The sequence below is a fragment of the Bradyrhizobium sp. JHI2711 genome (assembly GCF_056156565.1).
The window spans coordinates 119,511-143,554 of the sequence record NZ_JBPZPT010000002.1; the positions used below are offsets into that span (position 1 = coordinate 119,511).

Here is a 24,044-nt window from a genome sequence, read left to right on the forward strand (position 1 = left end):
TGCAATCACTGGAGTGATAGCATCGCTATCATTCCGTGCCGGAGGGCGTCATGGCAAGCCTGACCATCCGCAAGCTCGACGACGCCGTCAAAACCTATTTGCGGCTGCGCTCGGCCAAGAACCACAGGTCGGTCGAAGAGGAGGTCCGGGTCATCCTGCGGGAGCTGATCGAGGGCCGCGAGGAGCCGCTGACGCCGTTTGCGGTGCCCTCCGCCGCCCCGACGCCGCAGCGCAGCGGCGCCGTTCCCGAGGTCAACGTCACCCTGATCATCGGCGGCGGGATCGCGGCCTATAAGTCGCTCGACCTGATCCGCAGGCTGAAGGAGCGCCGTATCGAGGTCCGCTGCGTGCTGACCAAGGCGGCGCAGCAATTCGTGACGCCGCTGGCCGCGAGCGCCCTGTCGCATGAGCGCGTCTATACCGACCTGTTCGACCCGCAGAGCGAGTTCGATGCCGGCCATATTCGCCTCGCGCGAGACTGCGACCTGATCGTGGTGGCGCCGGCCACGGCCGACCTGATGGCGAAGATGGCGAACGGTCATGCCGACGATCTCGCCAGCGCCATCCTGCTCGCGACCAACTGCAAGGTGCTGCTGGCGCCGGCGATGAATCCGCTGATGTGGAGCAACGCGGCGACGCGCCGCAACGTCGCCCAGCTCCAGCGCGACGGCGTTGTGCTGATTGGCCCGAATGCGGGCGAGATGGCCGAGGCCGGCGAAGCCGGAACGGGCCGCATGTCGGAAGCCATCGAGATCGCCAATGCCGCCGAGCGCCTGCTGCGGCCGCCGACGCCGAAGCCGCTCGCGGGCACGCGCGTGCTGATCACCGCCGGTCCCACCCATGAGGCGATCGACCCGGTGCGCTATATCGCTAACCGTTCCTCCGGCAAGCAGGGCTTTGCCATTGCCGCCGCTGCACAGGCCGCGGGCGCCGAGGTTACTCTGGTGAGCGGTCCGGTCGACCTCGACGATCCCCCGGGCGTGACGGTGAAGCATGTCGAATCGGCGCGGCAGATGCTGGAGCAGGTCAAGGCCGCGCTTCCCACCGACGTCGCGATCTTCGCCGCCGCAGTCGCCGACTGGCGCGTCGCCAATGAAGGCGAGCAGAAGCTGAAGAAAACCGCGGCCGGCATGCCGCCGCTGCAATTGGTCGAGAACCCCGACATTCTCGCCACCATCTCCAAGCTCGCCGACAAGCGCCCGAGGCTCGTGATCGGCTTTGCCGCCGAGACCGAGCACCTCATCGACAACGCCAAAGCAAAATTCGCGCGCAAGGGCTGCGACTGGATCGTCGCCAACGACGTCTCGCCCGCCACCGGCGTGATGGGCGGCGACCGCAACACGGTCCACCTGCTCAGCCGCAAGACCGGTGCGAAGGACGGCGAGATTGCAGTTGATTCCTGGCCGCCGATGACCAAGGAACAGGTCGCCATCGAACTGGTCGCGCATATCGCGAAGAGCGTGACCGGCAAATCCCTGGAGTCCGCATCTTGAGCACGAAGGTTACCGTCGAGCTGCAACGCCTCACCCACGCTGAGGGCCTGCCGCTGCCGGCCTATCAGACCAGCGAAGCCGCCGGCCTCGATCTGATGGCCGCGGTGCCGGACAACGCGCCCATGACGCTCGCACCAAGCCAATACGCGTTGGTGCCGACGGGCCTTGCCATCGCCTTGCCGCCCGGACACGAGGCGCAGGTGCGGCCGCGTTCGGGGCTGGCGGCCAAGCACGGCGTCACCGTGCTGAATTCGCCGGGCACGATCGATGCGGACTACCGCGGCGAGATCAAGGTGATCCTGATCAACCACGGCACCGCGCCTTTCGTGATCAAGCGCGGCGAGCGCATCGCCCAGATGGTGATCGCGCCGGTGCTGCAGGCCGCGCTGGTTCCCGTCGCCACATTGTCGTCGACCGACCGCGGCGCCGGCGGTTTTGGTTCGACCGGGCGCTAACCCAAGACAACTCCAGCCGAATCATCCTCAGAATCACGCGCCTTGGAACCGCGCGGCCCGCATTTTTTTGGGGCCGCCTTTGCGTTCACGATCTGGACTCTTACCGGCGGAGTCGCGGTGAGGGTATTGTCTTTTGATTCGCGCGCGACGGGGGTCGCCGCGCGCAGATTCGTGCGGTCTTGAATTTCCGCGTCTTGGGGCAACTATGTCAGGCGTGATCGTGTCGATGCGTCGGACGCTGTTGTCGTGCACATCGCTGGCGCGCAACGGCTTGGTGGGAGGCGCTCTCGCAGCGCTGCTGCCGGCTGCGCCGGCCAAGGCCGCCGACCTCATCGACACCCTCGCCCTCGTGATGGATCTCAACCGGCAGGAACTCGCGGTGCTCGCCACCGCGCTGGCCCTGCTCGGCTTTTCGGTGATGGCCGCGATCCTGTTGATGCGGACGCGGGTGCGCACGGCGAAGAACGAGGCGCGGCTGCGCGCGCGGATCGGGGAACTTCAGCTCCAGGCCGACCGCTTCGGCGCACTGTTGTTCGCCGAGCCGCAGATCCTGATCTCATGGCCGGCGGGCGACAACCGCGCGCAGATTTCCGGCGATATCGCGCTGGTGCTGCCGCGCGATTCCTCGCCGCAGCGCGTGCTGGCGTTCGGAACCTGGCTGCCGCCGGAACCGGCGCTGCTGATGGACCATGCGGTCGATGCGCTGCGCGAGCGCGGCGACGGGTTCCAGCTGACGCTGACCACCGCGCACGGCCATATGCTGGAAGCGATCGGGCGCGCCATCGGCGGCCAGGCCATCGTCCGCATTCGCGAGCTCTCGGGCCTGCGCCGTGATCTGGCCGAAACCAATCTGCGCTACAAGGCGCTCTCCGACGAGACCGAGATGCTTCGCGGCTTTGCCGCGGCCGCACCGTGGCCGATCTGGGCGAAGGGCGAGAACGGCGCGCTGACCTACGCCAACCCGGCCTATGTGCGCGCCACCGAGGCGACCAGCGCCATCGATGCCCAGGAGCGCAAGCTCGAGCTGCTCGACAGTGACGACCGCAATGCGATGGAGCGGGGGCTGAAGGACGCCGCCAATTTCACCTCGCGGCTGCCGATCGTGGTCGGCGGCGAACGGCGCATCTACGACGTGCGCGCCGTCAATGTCGGCAGCGGCAGCGTCGGCGTCGCCATCGATGCCAGCGAGGCGGATGCGCTGAGCTCGGCGCTGGTGCGCATGGCGGAGGCGCACCGCCGCACGCTCGACCAGCTCTCCTCCGGCGTTGCCGTGTTCGACGGCCAGCGGCGCCTTGCCTTCTACAACGATTCCTATCGCCGGCTGTGGGATCTCGATCGCAACTTCCTCGACGCTCATCCCGACGATTCCAGCGTGCTCGACCAGCTCCGCGCCGCGCGCAAATTACCGGAGCAGCCGGATTTCCGCGCCTGGAAGGCCAAGCTGCACGAGGCCTATCGCGCGGTCGAGACCGCCAAGGACACCTGGTTCCTGCCTGACGGCCGCGCGCTCTCGGTCGTCACCACGCCGAATCCCGAGGGCGGCGTCACCTATCTGTTCGACGACGTCACCGAAAGCCTCGACCTCGCCCGCCGCTTCGACGGCCTGATCCGCGTCCAGCGCGAGACGCTGGACAGCCTCGCCGAAGGCGTCGCGGTGTTCGGCAGCAACGGCAAGGCGCAGCTGTTCAATCCGGCCTTCGTGCGGATGTGGAAGCTGTCGAGCGATGCCATGCGCGACGAGCCGCATATCCAGACCGTCGAAGGCTGGTGCCATCAGCTGTTCGACGATCCGCAAGTCTGGCGCCAGATCCGCGAGGCCATCACCGCGATCGAGAACCGCGCCGACCTGCCGCTGAAGCTGGAGCGCAAGGACGGCAGCGTACTCGACGGCATGATCCGGCCGCTGCCGGACGGCGCCACCATGCTGACCTTCCAGGACATCACCGACACCGAGAATGTCGAGCGCGCGCTGCGCGAGCGCAACGAGGCGCTGGAGGCGGCCGACCAGATGAAGGTGGATTTCGTCCACCACGTCTCCTACGAGCTGCGCTCGCCGCTCACCACCATCATCGGCTTCGCGCATTTCCTCAGCGATCCCTCGACCGGACCGCTGACGCCGAAGCAGGCCGAATATCTCGACTACGTCACCAAATCGACCAACGCTCTGCTCGCGCTCACCAACAACATCCTGGATCTCGCCACCATCGACGCCGGCGCGATGAAGCTGGAACTCGGGCAGGTCGACGTCAGCAAGGCCATCGAGCTTGCCGCCGAGGGCATCCAGGACCGGCTCGCCACCGACCGCATCCGCCTCAAGGTCGAGATCGCGCCCGACGTCGGCAGCTTCGTCGGCGACGAGAAGCGCGTGGTGCAGGTGCTCTATAACCTCCTCGCCAACGCCGTCGGGTTTTCTCCACAGGATTCCACCGTCGGCATCAGCGCGCGGCGCACCGAACGCAGCGTGGTCTTCACCGTGACAGATTCGGGCCCTGGAATACCTGCCGACATGAAAGACAAGGTGTTCAACTGGTTCGAAAGCCGCTCGCAGGGCTCGCGTCACCGCGGCGCCGGGCTCGGCCTGTCGCTGGTGCGCTCCTTCGTCGAGCTGCATGGCGGCAAGGTGCGGGTGGATTCGATCGTCGGCCGGGGCACGGTCGTGATCTGCGATTTCCCGACCGACCAGGCGGCGCATCGCGACGCCGCCGAATGACGGAAACAACCACATTCTCCGTCGCGCTTCACAACGAGACGGCCACGGCGCAGCTGATGGCCGACCTCGCGCTGCTGGTCGGTCCCGGTGACGTCATTACGCTGACCGGCGATCTCGGCGCCGGCAAGACCGCGGCGGCGCGCAGCCTGATCCGCTATCTCGCCGCCGACGAGGCGCTGGAAGTGCCGAGCCCGACCTTCACGCTGGTGCAGGGCTACGAGCTGCCGCCCTTCCCGGTGCTGCATGCCGATCTCTACCGTGTCGAAGACGAGAGCGAGCTCGAGGAGATCGGGCTGTCGCCGCTGCCCGATGCCACGCTGGTGCTGATCGAATGGCCGGAGCGCGCAACGTCCGCAATGCCCGAGGACCGCATCGACATCGCGCTGACGCACCGGCCGGCGCTGGGCGCGAGCGCACGTGCCGCCGACATCACAGGCCATGGCAAGAGCGCAGCTACAGTTGCGCGGCTGAAGGCGCTGCGCGACTTCCTCGACGCATCCGGTTACATCGATGCGACGCGCAGGCGCATGCCAGGCGACGCCTCGACACGCTCCTATGCGCGGCTCGTGCGCGATGAGGACATCGTCATCCTCATGAACTTCCCGCAGCGGCCCGACGGCGCGGCGCTCTACAACGGAAAATCCTACAGCGCCGCGGTGCATCTGGCAGAGAACGTAAAACCCTTCGTCGCCATCGACGAAGGCCTCCGGGCGCAGGGGATCTCCGCGCCTGCGATCCATCATTTCGATCTCGACCAGGGCTTTCTGATCTCCGAGGATTTCGGCAGCGAGGGCGTGATCGAGGGCGATCCGCCGCGGCCGATTCTCGGGCGCTACGAAGCCGCCACCGACGTGCTGGCGATGCTGCACGGCAAGACGCTACCGGAGACGCTGCCGCTGGACGGGCAGACCTACGCGATCCCCGTCTTCGACGTCGAGGCGCTGCTGATCGAGATCGGGTTGATGCCGGAATGGTATTTGCCCGATCGCAACGCGCCGCTGAGCGATGAGGCGCGCGCGGAATTTTTTGCGATGTGGCGCGAATTGCTGAAGAGACCGCTGGCGGCGCCGAGGACGTGGATCATCCGCGACTATCACTCGCCCAATCTGATCTGGCTCGGCGAGCGCAACGGTGTCGAACGCGTCGGCGTGATCGATTTCCAGGACGCCGTGCTGGGGCCGCAATCCTACGACGTGGTGTCGCTGCTGCAGGATGCCCGCATCGACGTCCCCGAGACCATCGAGCTGACGCTGCTGTCGCGCTACATCAAGGCGCGGCGGGCGCAGGACACGAGCTTCGACGCCGCCGGCTTCGCCGAGCTCTACGCGATCATGTCGGCGCAGCGGAACACGCGCCTGCTCGGCACCTTCGCCCGGCTCAACCGCCGCGATGGCAAGCCGCATTACCTGCGCCATCAGCCGCGGATCTGGACCTATCTCCAGCGCTCGCTGGCGCATCCCGCGCTCGCCCATCTGCGCGACTGGTATCTCGCCAACGTCCCGCCGCCGGGCTGATTCAGGACCGATTTACCGGCCGTTAGCCAAGATGTCGCTATTCTGGCGCCGAGGGAGCCGGAACATTGCGGGGCTGGAGCGGGGGCAGATGGCAGCGAAAGCGGATCAGCGCGGAAATAGCCGGGTTATTTTCGAGCGCGGGTTTTCGGCCCAGATGATGGGAATCGACGGCACCTGGCGGCGCGACTGCACCATGGAGGATGTCTCCGATAGCGGCGCCAAGCTGACGATCGACGGTTCGGTCGAAGGCCTGCATCTGAAGGAATTCTTTCTCCTGCTGTCGTCCACGGGGCTCGCCTATCGGCGTTGCGAGCTGGCCTGGGTCAATGGCGACCAGATCGGCGTCAATTTCCTGAAAGTGGGCGACAAGAAGAAGAAGGTACGTTCCACAGCCGTTGGGGCATGACGGCAACACCCGTCGTACAACCGTCACGGCGGGTGGTTAAGGCGGTCGAGATGCGGTGCGGCAGATCGAGCCTCGTGTTAGGATTGCTGCGAACGCGAAAGGTCTGAAAAGGGGAAGGATGTCCGTCAAGCCGACCAAAGCCATGGTGCTCGCCGCAGGGTTTGGCCTGCGCATGCGCCCCCTGACGGACAAAATGCCGAAGCCGATGGTGCCGGTCGCGGGCCAGCCGCTGCTCGACCACGTGCTCGACAAGCTCGGCCAGGCCGGCGTGACCGAGGCGGTGGTCAACGTGCACTATTTGCCGGACCAGATCATCGACCACGTCGCATCACGCCAGCTTCCGCGCGTGACGATCTCCGACGAGCGCGACCAGGTGCTCGGCACCGGCGGCGGCGTCGTCAAGGCGCTGCCGCTGCTCGGCGATGCGCCGTTCTTCCACGTCAATTCCGACACGCTGTGGATCGACGGTGTGCGCTCGAACCTGACGCGGCTCGCGGAAAATTTCGACCCTGATCGCATGGACATCCTGCTCCTGATGGCGCCGACCGCGACCAGCATCGGCTATGGCGGCCGCGGCGATTACGGCATGCTGCCCGACGGCGCCTTGCGCAAGCGCAAGGAGAAGGAGGTCGTTCCGTTCGTCTATGCCGGCGCGGCGATCATGTCGCCCGCGATCTTCGTGGACGCACCCAGGGGCGAATTCTCGCTGACGAAGATGTTCGATCGCGCGGGCGAGCAGGAACGGCTGTTCGGCCTGCGCCTCGACGGCGTCTGGATGCATGTCGGCACGCCCGACGCCGTGCACGCCGCGGAAGAGGCGTTTTTGGAGAGCGTGGCGTAGGGGCTGCCTCGAAGACGCCGTAGCCCGGATGGAGCGTAGCGTAATCCGGGGCCTCTCGCCGCGGAGAGAGCATCCCGGATTGCGCTGCGCTCCATCCGGGCTACGAACCTCGGCGAACAGCGGGGACGACTCCTCCGCCACCCATGACCAATTGACCCCGCCTCCCTATATTGCCTGATCCTTCGAATCAGGCAGCTCATGCGCGTCTTCAGCGTTCCCATCTCAGTTCCGTTCCTGCGCACGGTCGTCACCGCCCTGCTCGATGGGCGGCTGGTCGAGGGATTCGAGGCGCGCAAGGAACCGGCGCGGCTGGCGGACGCCACGCTGTATCTGCCGACGCGGCGCGCCATGCGGATCGTGCGCGAGATCTTTCTCGACGAGATGAAGGCGGATGCCGTCGTGCTGCCGCGCATCGTCGCGCTCGGCGACATCGACGAGGACGAGCTCGCTTTCGCGGGCGAGAGCGAACAGTTTTCCGGGACCGCGCCGCTCGACATTCCGCCGCGCCTGGGCGAGCTCGAACGGCGTCTGACGCTGGCGCAGCTCGTCGCCGCCTGGGCCAAGGGCCCGGTGCTGGCGCCGCTGGTCGTCGGCGGCCCCGCCTCGACGCTGGCGCTGGCGTCCGATCTCGCGCGCCTGATGGACGACATGGTGACGCGCGGCGTCGACTGGAGCGCCCTTGATGGGCTGGTACCCGACAACCTCGACCGCTATTGGCAGCACTCGCTCGAATTCCTGCGCATCGCCCGCATCGCCTGGCCCAATCATCTCGCCGAGATCAACCGGATCGAACCGGCCGCGCGACGCGACCAACTGATCGAAGCGGAAGCCAAACGGCTGATCGCGGATCCGCATGGCCCCGTCATCGCGGCCGGCTCGACCGGCTCGATGCCGGCCACCGCAAAGTTCCTGCATGCGGTCGCCTCGCTGCCGCATGGCGCCGTGGTGCTGCCCGGTCTGGACACCGATCTCGACGACGATTCCTGGCGCAGCATCGGCGGCGTGCGCGATGCGCTCGGCAAGTTCGCGGAACATCCGGCCTCGAACCATCCGCAATATGCCATGCATGCGCTGCTGGATCGCTTCGGCATCAAGCGCAGCGACGTCGAGATTTTGCAGCCGCCAGCGGAAGACGGCCGCGACCTGCTCGCGTCGGAATCGATGCGGCCGTCCGCCAAGACCGAGGTCTGGCACGACCGGCTGAAGCAGCCCGATGTTGCCGCGAAGATCGCGGGCGGCATGAAGAACCTCGCGGTGGTCGAAGCGCCCAATCCTGAAATGGAAGCGCTCGCCATCGCCATCGCCATGCGCGAGGCCAGACACCTGGACAAATCCGCGGCGCTGGTCACGCCCGACCGCGCCTTGGCGCGGCGGGTGATGGCGGCGCTGACCCGATGGGATCTCGCCTTCGACGATTCCGGCGGCGACGTCTTGATGGAAACCTCCGCCGGCACGTTTGCGCGCCTCGCGGCGGAGGCGGCGACCAAGGGCCTGGAGCCGCCGACGCTGCTGGCGATGCTGAAGCATCCGCTGTGCCGGCTCGGCCGCGCGCCGGGCGCGTGGAAGATGGCAACCGAGAGCCTGGAGCTTGCGCTGCTGCGCGGCACGCGCCCGCCGGCAGGCACGGCCGGCCTCCTGCGCGAGTTCAACCGCTTCCGCGAGGAGCTGGCAAAGCTGTGGCGCAGCGAGGTCTCCGCACTGCATCGCGCCGAGCCGCGGGCGCGTCTCAAGGCCGAGGATCTCGATCGCATCCAGGCTCTGATCGACGCCCTGCAAAAGGCATTGGCGTCGATCGAGAGCCTGCCGCCGGCGAAGCCGTATGATTTCGCGGAGCTTGCGCATCGGCATCGCGAGATCATGATCGAGCTGTCGCGCGACGATCAGGGCATTCCGCTCGCCTTCGAGGATCGCGATGGACTCGCGCTCGCCGGCGCCTTCGACGATCTCTTGCGCGGCGGCACGACCAGCGGATTGCTGGTGCAGCTAGCGGATTACCCGGACGTCTTCCAGACCGCGTTCAGCGATCGCGCGGTGCGGCGGCGCGACAGGCCGGGCGCGCGGCTGCAAATCTACGGCCCGCTGGAATCGCGCCTGATGCAGGCCGACCGCATCATCATTGGCGGCCTGATCGAAGGCGTCTGGCCACCGGCGCCGCGCATCGATCCCTGGCTCAGCCGGCCGATGCGCCACGAGCTCGGGCTCGATCTGCCGGAGCGCCGCATCGGCCTGTCCGCCCATGACTTCGCGCAATTGCTCGGCGGCGACGAGGTCATTCTCACTCATTCCGCAAAGGCCGGCGGCGCGCCGGCGGTGGCCTCGCGCTTCCTTCATCGGCTGGAGGCGGTGGCCGGCGATGAGCTCTGGAAGGCGGCGGTTCGCGCCGGCGAGACATATGTGCAGTTCGCCGCGGCGCTCGACCAGCCCGACGAGGTCAAGCCGATCAAGCAGCCGGAACCACGGCCGCCGCGCGCGACACGGCCGCTCAAGATGTCCGTCACCGAGATCGAGGACTGGCTGCGCGACCCCTACACGATCTACGCCAAACGCATCTTGCGGCTCGATGCGCTCGATCCCGTCGACATGCCGCTCTCGGCCGCCGACCGCGGATCGGCGATTCACGATGCCATCGGCGAATTCACGGAAAGCTATGCGGCGCGTCTGCCCGACGATCCCGCGCGGGTGCTGCGCGCGATCGGCGAGAAGCACTTTGCACCGCTGATGGAGCGGCCCGAAGCACGGGCGCTGTGGTGGCCGCGCTTCCAGCGCATCGCGCGCTGGTTCGGCGAATGGGAGACGGCGCGGCGCGAGGCGATCGCGGCGATCGTCGCGGAGACCCGTGGCGAGATCTCGTTCATGCTCGATCCTCAGCGCAGCTTCCGCCTTTCCGCGCGCGCCGACCGCATCGAACGCCGCCAGGGCGGCGGCTACGCCATCCTCGACTACAAGACCGGCCAGCCGCCGACCGGCAAGCAGGTCCGCATGGGCCTGTCGCCGCAGCTGACGTTGGAAGCCGCGATCCTGCGCGAGGGCGGCTTTCCCGGTATCGACGCCGGCGCCTCCGTGAGCCAGCTCGTCTATGTCCGCCTCAGCGGCAACAATCCCCCCGGCGAGGAGCGCATCCTCGAGCTCAAGTACAAGCCCGGCGACGAGCCGCAGCCGCCGGACACCGCGGCCGCCGAGGCGAGGGCAAAGCTGGAAGCGCTGATCCGCGCCTTCGAGGACGAGAACCAGGCCTATACATCGCTGAACCTGCCGATGTGGGCGAATCGCTACGGCACCTATGACGACCTTGCCCGGATCAAGGAATGGTCCGCGGCCGGCGGGTTGGGGATCGAGGAATGGTGAAGGCGCCGCGTCCCATCCCCGACGAGGTACGCGCGCGGCAGGCGCGCGCCTCCGATCCGACCGCGTCGGCCTTCGTCTCGGCCAATGCCGGCTCGGGCAAGACGCATGTGCTGGTGCAGCGCGTGATCCGCCTGCTGCTCTCGGGCGTGCCACCGGAGAAGATCCTCTGCATCACCTTCACAAAAGCTGCCGCCGCCAACATGGCCGAGCGCGTGTTCACCACGCTCGGTCATTGGGTGACGCTGGACGATGACGCGCTCGACGCGGCGATCCGCGCGGTCGGCATCCCGCATCCCGGCGCAAAGCTGCGCCGCGACGCGAGAAAACTGTTCGCCTGCGCGCTGGAGACGCCGGGCGGGCTGAAGGTGCAGACCATCCACGCGCTGTGCACCCGCCTGCTCCAGCAATTTCCGTTCGAGGCTAACGTTCCCGCGCGCTTCGCCGTGATCGACGAGCGCGACCAAAACGACATGATGGAGCGTGCCAATCTGAAGGTGCTGCTGGAAGCCGCGCGCGATCCGGAGAGCGTTACCGGCCGCGCGCTGCTGACGGCGATGGCGAGCGCCGCCGATGTCACCTTCAAGGAGGTCGTGCGCGAGGCGTGCCTCAGCCGCGATCATTTCATGGCCTGGACCGACCAGGCCGGCAATGCGGAAGCCGCAGCGGCGCAGATGGCTGCGGTGCTGGGCGTTGACATCGGCGACCGTATCGAAGCCGTCGAGACGGAAATTCTCGACGGCCCGTTCCTGCCGCGCGCGCGCTGGGACGACATTGCCTTCGCGCTGGAGGACGGCAGCAAATCCGACAATGACCAGGCAGGGCGGCTGCGCGCGGCAAAGGTGTTTTCCGGCAGCGATCAGGTCGACGCCTATCTGTCCGTCTTCCTCACCGACGACAAGCTGCCGCGCAAGGCGGTGCTGACCAAGAAGTTCTGCGATCACAATCCCTCCGTGGCCCGCCTGTTCGAAGCCGAGGCGCAGCGCCTTGCAGGGCTGATCGAAAAGCGCCGCGCCGTGACGGTTCGGGACCGCACCGCGGCCCTGCTGCATATCGCGACAGCGGCCGCCGCGAATTACCGCCGCGAGAAGCAGGAGCGCGGCCTGCTCGACTACGACGACCTCATCGACAAGACGCTGGCGATGCTGGACCGCATCGCCTCGGGCTGGGTGCATTACAAGCTCGACCGCGGCGTCGATCACGTGTTGATCGACGAGGCGCAGGATACCAGCCCGCGCCAATGGGACATCATCGCGCACATCATCTCCGAGTTCACCGCCGGCGAAGGCGCGCGCGAGGGGCTGAACCGCACCATCTTCGCCGTCGGCGACGAGAAGCAGTCGATCTTCTCGTTCCAGGGCGCAGCTCCCCACGAGTTCGACGCGCGCAGGCGCGAGCTGCATCGCAAGTTCACCGCCGCCGGCCTGAAATTCGATCCGGTCGCCTTCACCTATTCGTTCCGCTCGGGCGCGACGATCCTGCATTCGGTCGACCACGTCTTCCGCGATCCCGCGATCTACAAGAGCATCCATTCGGTCGAGATCGGCCATCCCCTGCACAATTCGCTGAGCGATGCCGGCCCGAGCGTGATCGAGCTGTGGGATCTCGCCGAGGCCGACGATCGGCAGGACATCGAGGGCTGGCGTGCGCCATTCGACGGCGTCGCCGTCACCAGCCCCGAGGTCAAGCTTTCCCGACGCATCCAGGCCGAGATCAAGCGGCTGGTCGAGAGCGGCACGCTGACCGGGCACGAGGGCGAGCGTCGTCCCTTGCGCTATGGCGACATGCTGATCCTGGTGCGCCGGCGCGGCAACGCATTCGACGCCGTGATCCAGGCGCTGAAGCACGCCGGCATTCCGGTCGCCGGTGCCGACCGCCTCAAGTTGACCGAGCACATCGCCATCATCGACTTGATGAACCTGGCCGACGCGCTGCTGCTGCCACAGGACGATCTCGCGCTCGCGGTGGCGCTGAAGAGCCCGCTGTTCGGGCTCGATGACGACGATTTGTTCACTCTCGCCTGGGACCGCAAGGGCTCGCTGCGCCGCGCGCTCGGCGAGCACGCGGCCACAAGCGAAAAATTCACCACGGCGTTGCGTCGCCTGGAGGCCTGCGAGATCCGCGCCCGCGACGAGACGCCGTTCGCGTTCTACGCCTGGCTGTTGGGCGGCGATGGCGGGCGTGCGCGCATCCTACGCCGGCTCGGCCATGAGGCCAACGACGCGCTCGACGAATTCCTGGAGCTCGCGCTGAACTACGAGCGCAAGGCGCCGGCTTCGCTGCAGGGCTTCATGGCCTGGCTGCGCTCGGCCGACACCGAAGTGAAGCGCGACATGGAGATCTCGCGCGACGAGGTGCGGGTGATGACCGTGCACGGCGCCAAGGGCCTGGAGGCCTCGGTCGTGTTCATGGTCGACACCACGTCCTCGCCCGCGGACTCGCAGCGGCTGCGGCTGATCCAGGTACCGCGCGGCAATGGCGGCGAGGTCGTGGTCTGGGCCGGCCGCAAGGCCGACGATCCCAGGCCTGTCGCCGAGGCGCGCAAGGCGATGCTGGAGGAGACCGAGGACGAATATCGCCGCCTGCTCTACGTCGCGATGACGCGCGCGGCCGACCGGCTGATCGTCGGCGGCTGCATGCCCGGCAACATGAAGACGGTGCGCAAGCTGAGCTGGTACGACCTCGTCGACACCGGCCTTGCCGGCTCGGGCCTCGACAAGCAGGTGATCGAGACGCCGCTCGGCAAGGTCACCCGGTTCGCCCGTCCTGAGGACGTCGCGGCGCTGGGCGCGCCGGCGGCCTCCGTGCACCAGACCATCGCGCTGCCGGAGTGGCTGCGGACACCGGCCCCGCGCGAGACCATCGACGAGGATCCCGTGCGCCCCTCGGGCCAGCCTGCCGAGGAGGGCCGCAGCGTCCGATCGGGCGAATCGGTGCAGTCGCGCGCGCGGGCGTTGCAACGCGGCACGCTGGTGCATCGCCTGTTGCAATCGCTGCCCGAGATCGCCGGCGAGCGCCAGCGCGAGGCCGCGCTCGGCTTCATGGCGCGCAACGCCGCGGACTGGCCGGAGGCCGATCGCATCGCACTGGCCGACAAGGTGCTCGCCCTGATCACGGAGCCGCGTTTCGCGCCCGTCTTTGCCGCCGGCAGCCGGGCGGAGGTCGCGATCGCCGGGCGGCTGGAGCGGCCGGGCCGCACGCCGGCCCTGGTGTCGGGGCAGATCGACCGGCTGGTCGTGCGCCTCGAGGAGGTCCTGATCGTCGACTTCAAGACCAACCAAGCAGCGCCTAAAAGCGCGGCCGAGGCGCCGGCGACCTATGTCCTCCAGCTTGCGCTGTACCGGGCGGTGCTGTCGCGGCTTTATCCCCAAAAGCCGGTCAGGGCCGTCCTGCTCTGGACCGAGGCCCTTGAATATATGGAGATTTCGGCCCCCGCGCTGGACGCGGCGCTGGCATCCCTTCATCTCGGTGTGAGCGTCCTTGACCCGGCAAGGGGCCGTTCATAGGTTCACTCCATGACCCCGGGCGCGATTCCAGGTCGCGCCGATTCTCTTTCAACCGAGTGAGGTACTCCCAATGGCCGTTAGCAAGGTTTCCGACGCCGATTTCGAAGCCGAAGTGCTCAAGGCGAACGGCCCCGTGGTCGTCGATTTCTGGGCCGAATGGTGCGGCCCCTGCCGCATGATCGCACCCGCGCTCGACGAGATCGCCGGCGCGATGGGCGACAAGGTCAAGATCGTGAAGCTCAATGTCGACGAGAGCCCGAAGACCGCCTCGAAGTACGGCGTGATGTCGATCCCGACCCTGATGATCTTCAAGGGCGGCGAGATGGCCTCGCGCCAGGTCGGCGCCGCGCCGAAGGCGAAGCTGCAGCAGTGGATCACCTCCGCGGTCTGATCAACTGGCCAGGATTATTGGCGCAAGATTATTTTCGACAACGGCCGGCGAAAGCCGGCCGTTTGGCGTTGATGGGACGTGTTCAGCGTATGACGAGTCCCGCCCTTGCCTGCTCCTCCCCGAAAGCGCGACCGCAAGCCCACCGCTCTCGCCGCAATGGAGGCGCGCTCGGTCGACGCGATCCCGCGCGGCGGTGAATGGCAATATGAACCCAAGTGGGACGGCTTCCGCTGCCTGTTGGCGCGCAACGGCAGCAACGTCGACCTGCGCTCCAAATCCGGCGAAGACCTCGCGCGCTACTTCCCGGAAGTCGTCACTGCTGCCTTGGAGCTGAAGGCCGACCGTTTCACGCTCGACGGCGAAATCGTCGTGCCGCACGGCAAGAGCTTTTCCTTCGACGCGCTGCTGCAACGCATTCATCCGGCGGCAAGCCGCGTGAAGAAGCTCTCGGTGGAGACACCGGCGCTCTACCTCGTCTTCGATCTGCTCGCGACATCCGGACAGAAGGGCCTGGCTGAGAAGACGCTGCGCGAACGGCGGCCGGCGCTGGAAGCCTTCGCGAAAGCCAACCTCAAGGGCAGCCTCTTCCGTCTTTCGCCGACGACGACGAGCTACGCCACAGCCAAAAAGTGGCTCGCGCAATCCGGCGGCGGCTCGGACGGCGTCGTCGCCAAGCGGATCGATCTGCCCTATCAGGCGGGAAATCGCGACGGCATGCAGAAGATCAAGAAATTCCGCAGCGCCGATTGCGTGGTCGGTGGCTTCCGCTATGCCACCAACAAGATCGCCGGCCGGAACGTCGTCGGCTCGCTGCTGCTCGGGCTCTACGACGATGACGGCCTGCTGCACCATGTCGGCTTCACCTCGGCGATCAAGGTGGAGGCGAAGCCTGATCTGACCGATCGGCTCGAAGCACTGATCGGCGAGCCCGGCTTCACCGGCAACGCGCCGGGCGGGCCGAGCCGCTGGTCGACGGAGCGTTCCGCAAAGTGGTGTCCGCTGAAGCCGAAGCTGGTGATCGAGGTCTGCTACGACCATTTCAGCGGCGAACGCTTCCGTCACGGCACCTCAATCCTGCGCTGGCGCCCGGACAAGGCGCCGCGGCAATGCACGTTCGAGCAGCTGAAGCAGAAGGCGGCCGATCCGATGAAGCTGTTGAAGTAGCGCGTAGCCCGGATGGAGCGGAGCGTAATCCGGGAATCATGCCCCAAGCAACGATGGCCCCGGATTGCGCTGCGCTCCCTCCGGGCTACGCAGCAACACCTACTTGATCCACCCCGTCGCCAGCGCGTTCGCAAGCTCCGGCTGACCATTGCGGCGCGCCAGCGCGGCCATGGCCTCGTGATCGTAGGCGACGTGGCGGAACGTCACCTGCCAGGCAGCATCGGCACGTTCGAGGATCGCATAGCGCGCGTGCGGCGTGCCGGCCTCGACCACATGCGCGTACGGATGCTTGTCGCGAAAACCAGGGCTGCCGACGCTGCCGGGATTGACGATCAGCCGGCCGTCGCGCAGGCGCACCGCGCGGGCGAGGTGGGTGTGGGCGCACAGGATCAGCGATTGCGTGATGCCGTCCGCGAGCTGCTCGATGCGGTCGAGCGGCGACAGCGCCACCGTGCCGTCGGGATGAACGGTGTCGAGCCAGTACACCTCATCGCTGCTGGGCGTCGCGTGGCAGACGAACACCTGCTCACGGAAGACACGCGTCATCGGCTGCGCGCGCAGCCAATCGAGGTGGGCGGCATCGAGCTGTTCATAGGCGGGACGATCCCACGACCCCATCTTCTCCGGCGGACGGTCGAGCAGATAGCGGTCGTGATTGCCGAGGACGTGCACGGCGTCGAGCGGCATCAGGATCTCGATGGTGCGGCGCGCATCGAGCGGGCCACTCAGCATGTCGCCGAGATTGACGATGTCGGCAATACCGAGCGCGCGGATGTCGGCGAGCACGGCCTCCAGCGCGAGATAGTTTCCGTGGACATCGGCAATCGCGGCGAAGCGCATTGGCATTTCCTGTAGCCCGGATGGAGCGCAGCGTAATCCGGGACCTTCCTTGCTTGTGGCGCGATCCCGGATTGCGCTTCGCTCCATCCGGGCTACGGCAACCTCTATGCAGGCGGCGTGCCGTTGATCGCCAGCACGTGGCCGGCGAGATACAGCGAGCCGGTGATCAGGATCCGCGGCGGCAGCTCGTAGGCGAGCTGCGCCAGCGCGCGCAGGGCGGCCTCGACGCCGGGGGCAGGCTCGACGCGCATGCCGAGGCTGCGCGCGGCATCGGCGAGACGGTCGACCGGCATCGCATTCTCCGTGTCGGGAATCGGCACTGCGATGATGTGGCGGGTGAGGCCGGCGAAATTGGCGAGGAAGGCGTGCGCATCCTTGTTGGCCATCATGCCGGCGATGATCACCAGCGGCCGCGACACCCGCTCCTCGAGGTCGCCGAGCGCGGCCGCCGCAACGCGCCCGCCCTCGGCATTGTGGCCGCCGTCGAGCCAGATCTCCGAGCCCTGCGGACCCCAGGACAGCAACTCGCCCGAGGTGAGGCGCTGCATCCGCGCCGGCCAGTCGGCACCGACGATGCCGGCCTCGAACGCGGCGTGATTGACCTTGATGGTCGGCAGCGCGCGTAGCGTCGCGATCGCGAGCCCGGCATTGACGAACTGGTGGCGCCCGAACAGACGCGGCGCCGGAAGGTCCATCAAGCCGCGATCGTCGGAATAGACCAGACGTCCGCGCTCGACATTGACGTGCCAGCTCTCGCCTGCGGCGAACAGCGGCGCGCGCATGCGCCGCGCCTGCGCTTCGATGACGGCCATCGCTTCCGGCATCTGCTCAGCGCAAATCACGGGCACGCCGCGCTTGATGATCGCGGCCTTCTCGCCGGCAATCGACGCCAACGTATCGCCGAGGAAATCCATGTGATCCATGCTGACGGGCGTGATCACAGAGGCCGCCGGCTGATCGACCACGTTGGTCGAATCCAGCCGGCCGCCGAGGCCGACTTCGAGCAGCACGATGTCGGCCGGGTTCTGCGCGAACAGCAGGAAGGCAGCCGCCGTCTTCAGTTCGAACAATGTCGCGGCCTCGCCGGCATTGACGCGCTCGACCTCTTCCAACGCCGCGCGCAGTTCGTCGTCGCCGACGAGCACGCCGCCACTGAGGCGGCCAAGCCGGAAGCATTCGTTGATGCGGACGAGATAAGGGGACGTATAGGCGTGGACGCGAAGACCTGAGGCCTCCAGCGTCGCGCGCAGATAAGCGAGGGTCGAGCCCTTGCCGTTGGTGCCGGCAATGTGGATCACCAGCGGCAGCTTGCGCTCGGGGTGGCCGAGCCGCTCGAGCAGACGGTGCATCCGCTCCAGCCCGAGATCGATGCGCTTCTGATGCAGGGCCGACAGCCGCCCGATCACGTCGTCGAGCGGTGTCTTTGCACTGTCAGGGGAGACGTTCACGCGTGCGGCGCTGCCGGCGCCGTCTCGGCGGCGGATACGATCTGCGCCGGGCTCGCGACCGGCTGCACGGACTTCGATGCATCTTCCTGCGCCGGCGCCTTGGTCAAGAGGCGGCAGAGCCGCGCCAGGGTCGGGCGCAGCTCGTGGCGATGCACGACCATGTCGACCATGCCGTGCTCCTTAAGGTACTCGGCGCGCTGGAAACCTTCAGGCAGCTTCTCGCGGATGGTCTGCTCGATCACGCGCGCACCGGCAAAGCCGATCAGCGCGCCGGGCTCGGCGATCTGGACGTCGCCGAGCATCGCATAGGACGCTGTGACGCCGCCGGTGGTGGGATTCGTCAGCACGACGATGTAGGGCAGCTTTGCCTCGCGCAGCATCTGCACCGCAACGGTGGTGCGCGGCATCTGCATCAGGGACAAAATGCCTTCCTGCATGCGTGCGCCGCCGCTCGCGGCGAACACGATGAACGGCGACTTCTTCTCGACCGCAAGCTCCATCCCGCGCACGATGGCCTCGCCCGCAGCCATGCCGAGCGAGCCGCCCATGAAGTCGAAATCCTGCACGGCGACGACGACGGCGGAGCCTTCGAGCTTGCCGTAGCCGACCTTGACCGCATCGTTCAGATTGGTCCGCGCCCGCGCATCCTTGACGCGGTCGACATATTTCTTCTCGTCGCGGAACTTGAGCGGGTCTGGGGTGACCTCGGGCAGCGCCACGTCGAACCAGGTCTCGTTGTCGAAGATCGACTTGAGCCGCGCGACCGCGCCCATGCGCATGTGATAGTTCGAGCCGGGGATGACGAACTGGTTGGCCTCGACGTCCTTGTAGAACACGAGCTGTCCGGAATCCGGGCACTTGATCCACAGGTTCTCCGGCGTCTCCCGCCGCAGCATGTTGCGGATCTTCGGCCGGACCACGTTGGTAAGCCAGTTCATGGTTTGCTCCGATGTGCGATCCCGCCGGGAATCGCCTGAAGGATATATGGCGGCCGGACATCTGCCCGGCAAGCCGCCGTGTCGCCCGCGTTAGAGCATGATCCGGAAAAGTGTGAAGCGGTTTTCCGACCAGATCATGCTCAAACTAAAGAGCTACAGCGGAATTATGGCCTATTCCGCCGCCTGCTGCGCGCCCTTGACGCCCTGGGCCAGAGCGGCCGTCAATTCGGCGACGGCGTTAACGGTCTTGGCGGTCGCCCGCCCCTCGGCATCGAGGCTGTTCTTGAGGGCGTCGACCAGCGCGGTGCCGACCACCGACCCATCGGCCTTCTCGGCAATGGCGCGCGCCGCCTCCGGCGTGCGGATGCCAAAACCGACGCAGATCGGCAGCCTGGTATGCCGCTTGATGCGCGCGACAGCTTCGCCGACGGCATTGGCGTCCGCCGCCGCCGCACCGGTGATGCCGGCGATCGAGACGTAATAGACAAAGCCTGATGTGTTCGCGAGCACCGCAGGCAGGCGCTTGTCGTCAGTGGTCGGCGTCGCCAGGCGAATGAAGTTGAGCCCCGCCTTCAGCGCGGGAATGCAGAGCTCGTCGTCTTCCTCCGGCGGCAAATCGACGATGATCAGGCCGTCGACGCCGGCCGTCTTGGCATCAGCCAAGAACTTGTCGACGCCGTAGATGTAGATCGGATTGTAATAGCCCATCAGCACCAGCGGCGTGACATTGTCGTCCTTGCGGAAGTCGCGCACCAGCTCCAGCGTCTTCTTCAAGGTCATGCCGATCTTGAGCGCACGCAGGCCTGCAGCCTGGATCGAAGGACCATCCGCCATCGGATCGGTGAAGGGAATGCCGAGTTCGATGACGTCGGCGCCGGACTTCGGCAGCGCCTTGACGATCTCGAGCGAGGTCGCGGGATCGGGATCGCCGGCCATCACATAGGTGACAAAGGCCGCGCGGCCTTGGCTTTTCAGCTCGGCAAAACGGGTATCGATACGCGTGGTCACTTCTTGCCCCTCAGGATGTCGCCGACCTGCGGGACGTCCTTGTCGCCGCGGCCGGAGAGATTGACGACCATCAGGTGGTCCCGCGGCCGCTTCGGCGCGAGCTCCATCACCTTGGCGATGGCATGCGCGGGCTCGAGCGCGGGGATGATGCCTTCGAGCTTTGACAGCAGCTGGAACGCGGCGAGCGCCTCGTCATCGGTCGCGGAGAGATAATTGACGCGGCCGACCTCGTGCAGCCAGGAATGCTCAGGGCCGATGCCGGGATAATCGAGACCGGCCGAGATCGAATGCGCGTCCTGGATCTGGCCGTCGGCATCCATCAAGAGATAGGTGCGGTTGCCGTGAAGCACGCCGGGGCGGCCGCCCGCGATCGAGGCCGCATGCAGCTGCGTCAGGCCATGGCCGGCGGCTTCGACGCCGAAGATCTCCACGGAGGAATCATCGAGGAACGGATGGAACAGGCCCATCGCGTTGGAGCCGCCGCCGATACAGGCCACCAGCGAATCCGGCAGGCGCCCCTCGATCTCCTGCATCTGCGCCTTGGTCTCGTCGCCGATGACCGACTGGAAATCGCGCACCAAGGTCGGATAGGGATGCGGACCGGCCACCGTGCCGATGCAATAGAAGGTGTTGTGCACGTTGGTGACCCAGTCGCGTAGCGCCTCGTTCATGGCGTCCTTCAGCGTGCGCGTGCCCGACTGCACCGGCATCACCTTGGCACCCAGCATCTCCATGCGGATGACGTTGGGCTGCTGCCGCTCGACGTCGACGGCGCCCATATAGACCACGCATTCGAGGCCAAAGCGCGCGCACAGCGTCGCGGTGGCAACGCCGTGCTGGCCCGCGCCGGTCTCGGCGATGATGCGCTTCTTGCCCATGCGCCGTGCCAGCATGATCTGGCCGAGCACGTTGTTCACCTTGTGCGAGCCGGTGTGGTTGAGCTCTTCACGCTTGAGGTAGATCTTGGCGCCGCGGAGATGCTCGGTCAGGCGCTCGGCGAAATAGAGCGGCGAGGGCCGGCCGACATAATTCTTGAGATAGCCGTTCATCTCGGCCTGAAACGCCGGATCGGCCTTGGCTGCGGTGTAGGCCTTCTCCAGGTCGAGGATCAGCGGCATCAAGGTTTCGGCGACGAAGCGTCCGCCGAAAATGCCGAAATGGCCGCGATCGTCGGGGCCGCTGCGGTAGGAGTTTGGCTTGGCAATGTTCATCGGACGCTTAACTCTTGGGTGGCGCGCGCGGCGCGGATGAAGGCCTTGATCATGTCAGGATCCTTGACGCCGGGCGCGCTCTCGACGCCCGAGGACACGTCGACGCCGCTGGCGCGGGTGACACGAAGGGCCTCGGCGAGATTCTCGGCGTGCAGCCCCCCCGAAACCATATAGGGCAGTTTCAGATCGAGCTTTTCGAGCAGGTGCCAGTCGAAGGGCTCCCCGAGGCCGCCGGGCCGCGTCGCGTCCTTCGGCGCGCGCGCATCGAACAGGATGCGATCGGCGACCGCGGCGTAGCCGGGCAGCACCGCGAGATCGGCCGCTGTCGCGACCGGGACCGCCTTCATCACCGGGCGGCCGAAGCGTTGCTTGAGGTCGCGCAGCCGCGCCACGCTCTCCCCGCCGTGGAGCTGGAAGATGTCCGGCGACAGCGCGTCCATGATGTTGTCGAGCGTTGCGTCATCGGCATCGACCGTGAGCGCCACCTTGAGCGCGCGCCGCTTGACCTGACGGCCGAGGTCACGGCCGAGTTCCAGGGACAGGTGCCGGGGCGACGGCGGAAAGAACACGAACCCGACCATGTCGGCGCCCGCCTCGAGCGCCGTTTCGAGCGTCTCGGGCGTGGACAGGCCGCAGATCTTGACGAGCAGGGACATGGTCTCAAAGCGGGTAGAGGCCGCGGGTCCGCGGCCGGAAAACGGGGCTTTTCGGTCGGGGCCGCTTCTACAACGTCGCGCGCTGCTTGTCTCGCCCGACGGGCCCGTACAGGCCCATCCCGGAGGGAACGGGAAGGCGCTGGGACTCCGCCTTCGCTGCCGTCGCCTGGGCCCGCAGATCGGCCAGTTCGGCCCTGACGGCCCGGGCCTCCGCGTCATTCAGGCGCGCCGCGCGCCGCCAGCGCCGCTGGCCGATCCAGACGGCGGAGCCGCCCGCGACAACGCCCAGGGCCGCCGCCAGGATCAGCAACAGGAACAGCGGCAGGGTGATCGACAGCGAGGGGTCGTCGGCAATGAAGGGGTCGAAGGAGACCGTGACGAAATGCCTGTTGGCGACGGCGAACGCCACCAGGATCAGGCCCAGCGGAAGTACGATCAGCGCGGTCAGGAACTTTCGCATCTGGCTTCGCTCGCCTTCAATCAAGCTTGCGGCCGCATCCTGTGCGACCGCGAAAAACCCCAAAGCGCGCTCACATCGCGCTCTAGTCTACGCCGCCGGGATCCGGATGGTCGCGGTTCAGCCGCTCGCGCATTTCCTTGCCGGTCTTGAAGAACGGAACGCTCTTCTGATCGACGGGCACATGGGCGCCGGTGCGTGGATTGCGCCCTGCGCGCGCAGGGCGATGCTTGACCGAGAAGGCACCGAAGCCGCGCAGCTCGACGCGGTCACCGCGTGCAAGCGCCGCTACGATCTCTTCGAGAATCGCATTCACAATGTTCTCGACATCCCGCTGGTACAGATGCGGGTTGTGCTCGGCGATACGCTGAACAAGTTCGGATTTGATCATCGAGAGATAGGACCCGGGAGCGTGCGGATGACCATTTCCGTGAAAATACCGTGATCTGTCAAGACGCTAAATCAAGGATGGGCGTCGTGAAAATGCGTGACAAATGCCGAAAAAGCAGGCTGCGCCAGCACGCGTCAGACGCGAAAAAGCTCTGAAACTCGCCTGCCGACGGTCAGTTGGACGCAGCCGGCTGCCACAAGGCCAGCATTCCATCCATTCCGAGCCGATCCACCGCCTGCGCGACGCCGGTTTGCCCGATCTGGTGCGCGATCGAGCCCAAACCGAGCGCTTCCAGCGTCAATGCGGCCGCCGTCTTCAGGAACGGCAGGTCGCCGAAGCGCGGCTGCAGCTTGTAGTCGCGCACCGGTAGCCCCTTCTTGACGCCCTTCTGCTCGACCAGCCAGGTCACGGCCGTCTTCTCGTCGCCGATCTGGTCGATCAGCTTGAGATCGATCGCCTGGCGCCCGGTGAAGACGCGGCCGTCGGCGACTTTTTCGAGCTGCGTGTCATCCATGCCACGCCGCTCCTTCACCATTCCCTTGAACCAGGCATAGGAATCCTTCACCAGCGCATCGAGCGCGGCGCGCGCCTCGGGACTGGTCGGCTCAAAACCGTTGGGCGCCGCCTTCAGCGGCGAGGACTTCACCTCCTCGACCTTGACGCCGATCGTCTTCATGAGCTCGGAGAGGTTGGGGTACTGGAACAGCACGCCGATGGAGCCGACCAGGGAGCTTTGCTGGGCGACGATGTGGTCGCTCGCAATCGCGGTGATGTAGCCCCCGGAGGCGGCCAGCCCCTCTACCACCACCACCAGCGGCTTTTTCGCCTTGAGACGGACCAGCGAGTCATAGAGCTGCTCGGAGCCGGCGGTGGTGCCGCCGGGCGAGTTGATGTGAACGATGACGGCGGCGGCCTGCGAATTCTCGAGCCGCTCCAGCGCCTGCGTGCGGTCGGAATCGCTGCGGATCAATCCCTCGATCTGGACGCGCGCGATCGAGCCGGCGGATGCGAGGGTGCCGCGTGCACCGGGCGTCGCAATCAGCGCGAAGCTTGCAATCGCCGCGATCGCGATCAGCGCCGCCATCACCCGCCAGAACGTCAGCTTGCGGCGGATCCTGCGGCGATCGACGATGATGTCCGAATCCAGCGACATCGGAATATCTCCAAATGAAAGATCAGGCGCGTTGTGCCGTCACGGCGTGACCATTGGCTTATCTCGATACATCAATTGCGGGCCAATTTGAAGAAAACAAGGCCTGGCAGCGGTGTGGCA

19 protein-coding genes are annotated in these 24,044 nt (G+C 66.7%); 10 read left to right on the forward strand and 9 right to left on the reverse strand.

Annotated features, from left to right (window positions below; all coding sequences use genetic code 11):
• Nucleotides 1–50 precede the first annotated feature (50 nt).
• From coaBC to ACTEK7_RS13140, 10 genes are all read left to right on the forward strand, one after another.
• Nucleotides 51–1,493 carry a bifunctional phosphopantothenoylcysteine decarboxylase/phosphopantothenate--cysteine ligase CoaBC gene (gene coaBC, locus ACTEK7_RS13095; protein WP_225148339.1) on the forward strand — a complete coding sequence of 481 codons (1,443 nt, stop codon included), beginning with the start codon at nucleotides 51–53 and terminating at the stop codon, nucleotides 1,491–1,493.
• Nucleotides 1,490–1,948 (forward strand): dUTP diphosphatase, encoded by a 459-nt coding sequence (dut, locus tag ACTEK7_RS13100; protein WP_225148340.1) that lies wholly within the window; start codon nucleotides 1,490–1,492, stop codon nucleotides 1,946–1,948. The genes coaBC and dut overlap by 4 nt, the downstream gene beginning before the upstream one ends.
• Nucleotides 1,949–2,153: 205 nt before the next feature.
• Nucleotides 2,154–4,658 (forward strand): sensor histidine kinase, encoded by a 2,505-nt coding sequence (locus ACTEK7_RS13105; protein WP_036024463.1) that lies wholly within the window; start codon nucleotides 2,154–2,156, stop codon nucleotides 4,656–4,658.
• Nucleotides 4,655–6,172 carry a tRNA (adenosine(37)-N6)-threonylcarbamoyltransferase complex ATPase subunit type 1 TsaE gene (gene tsaE / locus ACTEK7_RS13110; protein WP_225148341.1) on the forward strand — a complete coding sequence of 506 codons (1,518 nt, stop codon included), beginning with the start codon at nucleotides 4,655–4,657 and terminating at the stop codon, nucleotides 6,170–6,172. Before ACTEK7_RS13105 ends, tsaE begins: the two co-directional genes overlap by 4 nt.
• An 88-nt stretch (nucleotides 6,173–6,260) precedes the next feature.
• Entirely contained in the window at nucleotides 6,261–6,578 is a 318-nt protein-coding gene (locus tag ACTEK7_RS13115) for a PilZ domain-containing protein (protein ID WP_225148342.1), read from the forward strand.
• Nucleotides 6,579–6,696: 118 nt separating this feature from the next.
• Nucleotides 6,697–7,419, forward strand: a complete 723-nt coding sequence (locus ACTEK7_RS13120; RefSeq protein ID WP_036040941.1) for a nucleotidyltransferase family protein — start codon at nucleotides 6,697–6,699, stop codon at nucleotides 7,417–7,419.
• Between the two features lie 198 nt (nucleotides 7,420–7,617).
• Nucleotides 7,618–10,764, forward strand: a complete 3,147-nt coding sequence (gene addB / locus ACTEK7_RS13125) for a double-strand break repair protein AddB (RefSeq protein WP_225148343.1) — start codon at nucleotides 7,618–7,620, stop codon at nucleotides 10,762–10,764.
• Nucleotides 10,758–14,267 carry a double-strand break repair helicase AddA gene (addA, locus tag ACTEK7_RS13130; RefSeq protein ID WP_225148344.1) on the forward strand — a complete coding sequence of 1,170 codons (3,510 nt, stop codon included), beginning with the start codon at nucleotides 10,758–10,760 and terminating at the stop codon, nucleotides 14,265–14,267. Before addB ends, addA begins: the two co-directional genes overlap by 7 nt.
• A gap of 70 nt (nucleotides 14,268–14,337) precedes the next feature.
• On the forward strand, nucleotides 14,338–14,658 hold the full coding sequence (gene trxA, locus ACTEK7_RS13135; RefSeq protein WP_008540017.1) for a thioredoxin: 321 nt from the start codon (nucleotides 14,338–14,340) through the stop codon (nucleotides 14,656–14,658).
• A gap of 156 nt (nucleotides 14,659–14,814) precedes the next feature.
• Nucleotides 14,815–15,822 carry an ATP-dependent DNA ligase gene (locus tag ACTEK7_RS13140; protein WP_225148383.1) on the forward strand — a complete coding sequence of 336 codons (1,008 nt, stop codon included), beginning with the start codon at nucleotides 14,815–14,817 and terminating at the stop codon, nucleotides 15,820–15,822.
• Nucleotides 15,823–15,921: 99 nt separating this feature from the next.
• Here the strand turns inward: ACTEK7_RS13140 and ACTEK7_RS13145 are convergent, their stop codons facing one another.
• From ACTEK7_RS13145 to sppA, 9 genes are all read right to left on the reverse strand, one after another.
• On the reverse strand, nucleotides 15,922–16,662 hold the full coding sequence (locus ACTEK7_RS13145) for a metallophosphoesterase family protein (RefSeq protein ID WP_225148345.1): 741 nt from the start codon (nucleotides 16,660–16,662) through the stop codon (nucleotides 15,922–15,924).
• 104 nt (nucleotides 16,663–16,766) lie between these two features.
• The gene (locus ACTEK7_RS13150; protein ID WP_225148346.1) at nucleotides 16,767–18,110 is read right to left on the reverse strand and encodes a bifunctional folylpolyglutamate synthase/dihydrofolate synthase; all 1,344 of its coding nucleotides are present in this window, start codon (nucleotides 18,108–18,110) and stop codon (nucleotides 16,767–16,769) included.
• Complete coding sequence (gene accD / locus ACTEK7_RS13155; RefSeq protein WP_225148347.1) at nucleotides 18,107–19,048, reverse strand: acetyl-CoA carboxylase, carboxyltransferase subunit beta; 942 nt, start codon at nucleotides 19,046–19,048, stop codon at nucleotides 18,107–18,109. The genes ACTEK7_RS13150 and accD overlap by 4 nt, the downstream gene beginning before the upstream one ends.
• A gap of 171 nt (nucleotides 19,049–19,219) precedes the next feature.
• Nucleotides 19,220–20,056 (reverse strand): tryptophan synthase subunit alpha, encoded by an 837-nt coding sequence (gene trpA, locus ACTEK7_RS13160; RefSeq protein ID WP_036009108.1) that lies wholly within the window; start codon nucleotides 20,054–20,056, stop codon nucleotides 19,220–19,222.
• Nucleotides 20,053–21,267 carry a tryptophan synthase subunit beta gene (gene trpB / locus ACTEK7_RS13165; RefSeq protein ID WP_057027852.1) on the reverse strand — a complete coding sequence of 405 codons (1,215 nt, stop codon included), beginning with the start codon at nucleotides 21,265–21,267 and terminating at the stop codon, nucleotides 20,053–20,055. Before trpB ends, trpA begins: the two co-directional genes overlap by 4 nt.
• Nucleotides 21,264–21,923, reverse strand: coding sequence for a phosphoribosylanthranilate isomerase (locus ACTEK7_RS13170; protein ID WP_036009115.1), 660 nt, complete (start codon nucleotides 21,921–21,923; stop codon nucleotides 21,264–21,266). The genes trpB and ACTEK7_RS13170 overlap by 4 nt, the downstream gene beginning before the upstream one ends.
• Before the next feature lie 67 nt (nucleotides 21,924–21,990).
• Nucleotides 21,991–22,383, reverse strand: a complete 393-nt coding sequence (locus tag ACTEK7_RS13175) for a lipopolysaccharide assembly protein LapA domain-containing protein (RefSeq protein ID WP_225148384.1) — start codon at nucleotides 22,381–22,383, stop codon at nucleotides 21,991–21,993.
• An 82-nt stretch (nucleotides 22,384–22,465) separates the two neighbouring features.
• Nucleotides 22,466–22,771 carry an integration host factor subunit beta gene (locus ACTEK7_RS13180; RefSeq protein WP_025032949.1) on the reverse strand — a complete coding sequence of 102 codons (306 nt, stop codon included), beginning with the start codon at nucleotides 22,769–22,771 and terminating at the stop codon, nucleotides 22,466–22,468.
• Nucleotides 22,772–22,943: 172 nt separating this feature from the next.
• Nucleotides 22,944–23,924 carry a signal peptide peptidase SppA gene (gene sppA / locus ACTEK7_RS13185; RefSeq protein ID WP_036024439.1) on the reverse strand — a complete coding sequence of 327 codons (981 nt, stop codon included), beginning with the start codon at nucleotides 23,922–23,924 and terminating at the stop codon, nucleotides 22,944–22,946.
• Between the last annotated feature and the right edge of the window lie 120 nt (nucleotides 23,925–24,044).

Coding starts and splice junctions, on each gene's coding strand:
- ACTEK7_RS13115 (WP_225148342.1), top strand. CDS start 6,261: ATGGCAGCGAAAGCGGATCAGCGCGGAAATAGCCGGGTTATTTTCGAG.
- ACTEK7_RS13180 (WP_025032949.1), bottom strand. CDS start 22,771: ATGATCAAATCCGAACTTGTTCAGCGTATCGCCGAGCACAACCCGCAT.
- ACTEK7_RS13175 (WP_225148384.1), bottom strand. CDS start 22,383: ATGCGAAAGTTCCTGACCGCGCTGATCGTACTTCCGCTGGGCCTGATC.
- trpB (WP_057027852.1), bottom strand. CDS start 21,267: ATGAACATTGCCAAGCCAAACTCCTACCGCAGCGGCCCCGACGATCGC.
- ACTEK7_RS13120 (WP_036040941.1), top strand. CDS start 6,697: ATGTCCGTCAAGCCGACCAAAGCCATGGTGCTCGCCGCAGGGTTTGGC.
- trxA (WP_008540017.1), top strand. CDS start 14,338: ATGGCCGTTAGCAAGGTTTCCGACGCCGATTTCGAAGCCGAAGTGCTC.
- addB (WP_225148343.1), top strand. CDS start 7,618: ATGCGCGTCTTCAGCGTTCCCATCTCAGTTCCGTTCCTGCGCACGGTC.
- ACTEK7_RS13170 (WP_036009115.1), bottom strand. CDS start 21,923: ATGTCCCTGCTCGTCAAGATCTGCGGCCTGTCCACGCCCGAGACGCTC.
- coaBC (WP_225148339.1), top strand. CDS start 51: ATGGCAAGCCTGACCATCCGCAAGCTCGACGACGCCGTCAAAACCTAT.
- ACTEK7_RS13145 (WP_225148345.1), bottom strand. CDS start 16,662: ATGCGCTTCGCCGCGATTGCCGATGTCCACGGAAACTATCTCGCGCTG.
- ACTEK7_RS13105 (WP_036024463.1), top strand. CDS start 2,154: ATGTCAGGCGTGATCGTGTCGATGCGTCGGACGCTGTTGTCGTGCACA.
- addA (WP_225148344.1), top strand. CDS start 10,758: ATGGTGAAGGCGCCGCGTCCCATCCCCGACGAGGTACGCGCGCGGCAG.
- ACTEK7_RS13140 (WP_225148383.1), top strand. CDS start 14,815: ATGGAGGCGCGCTCGGTCGACGCGATCCCGCGCGGCGGTGAATGGCAA.
- sppA (WP_036024439.1), bottom strand. CDS start 23,924: ATGTCGCTGGATTCGGACATCATCGTCGATCGCCGCAGGATCCGCCGC.
- tsaE (WP_225148341.1), top strand. CDS start 4,655: ATGACGGAAACAACCACATTCTCCGTCGCGCTTCACAACGAGACGGCC.
- accD (WP_225148347.1), bottom strand. CDS start 19,048: ATGAACTGGCTTACCAACGTGGTCCGGCCGAAGATCCGCAACATGCTG.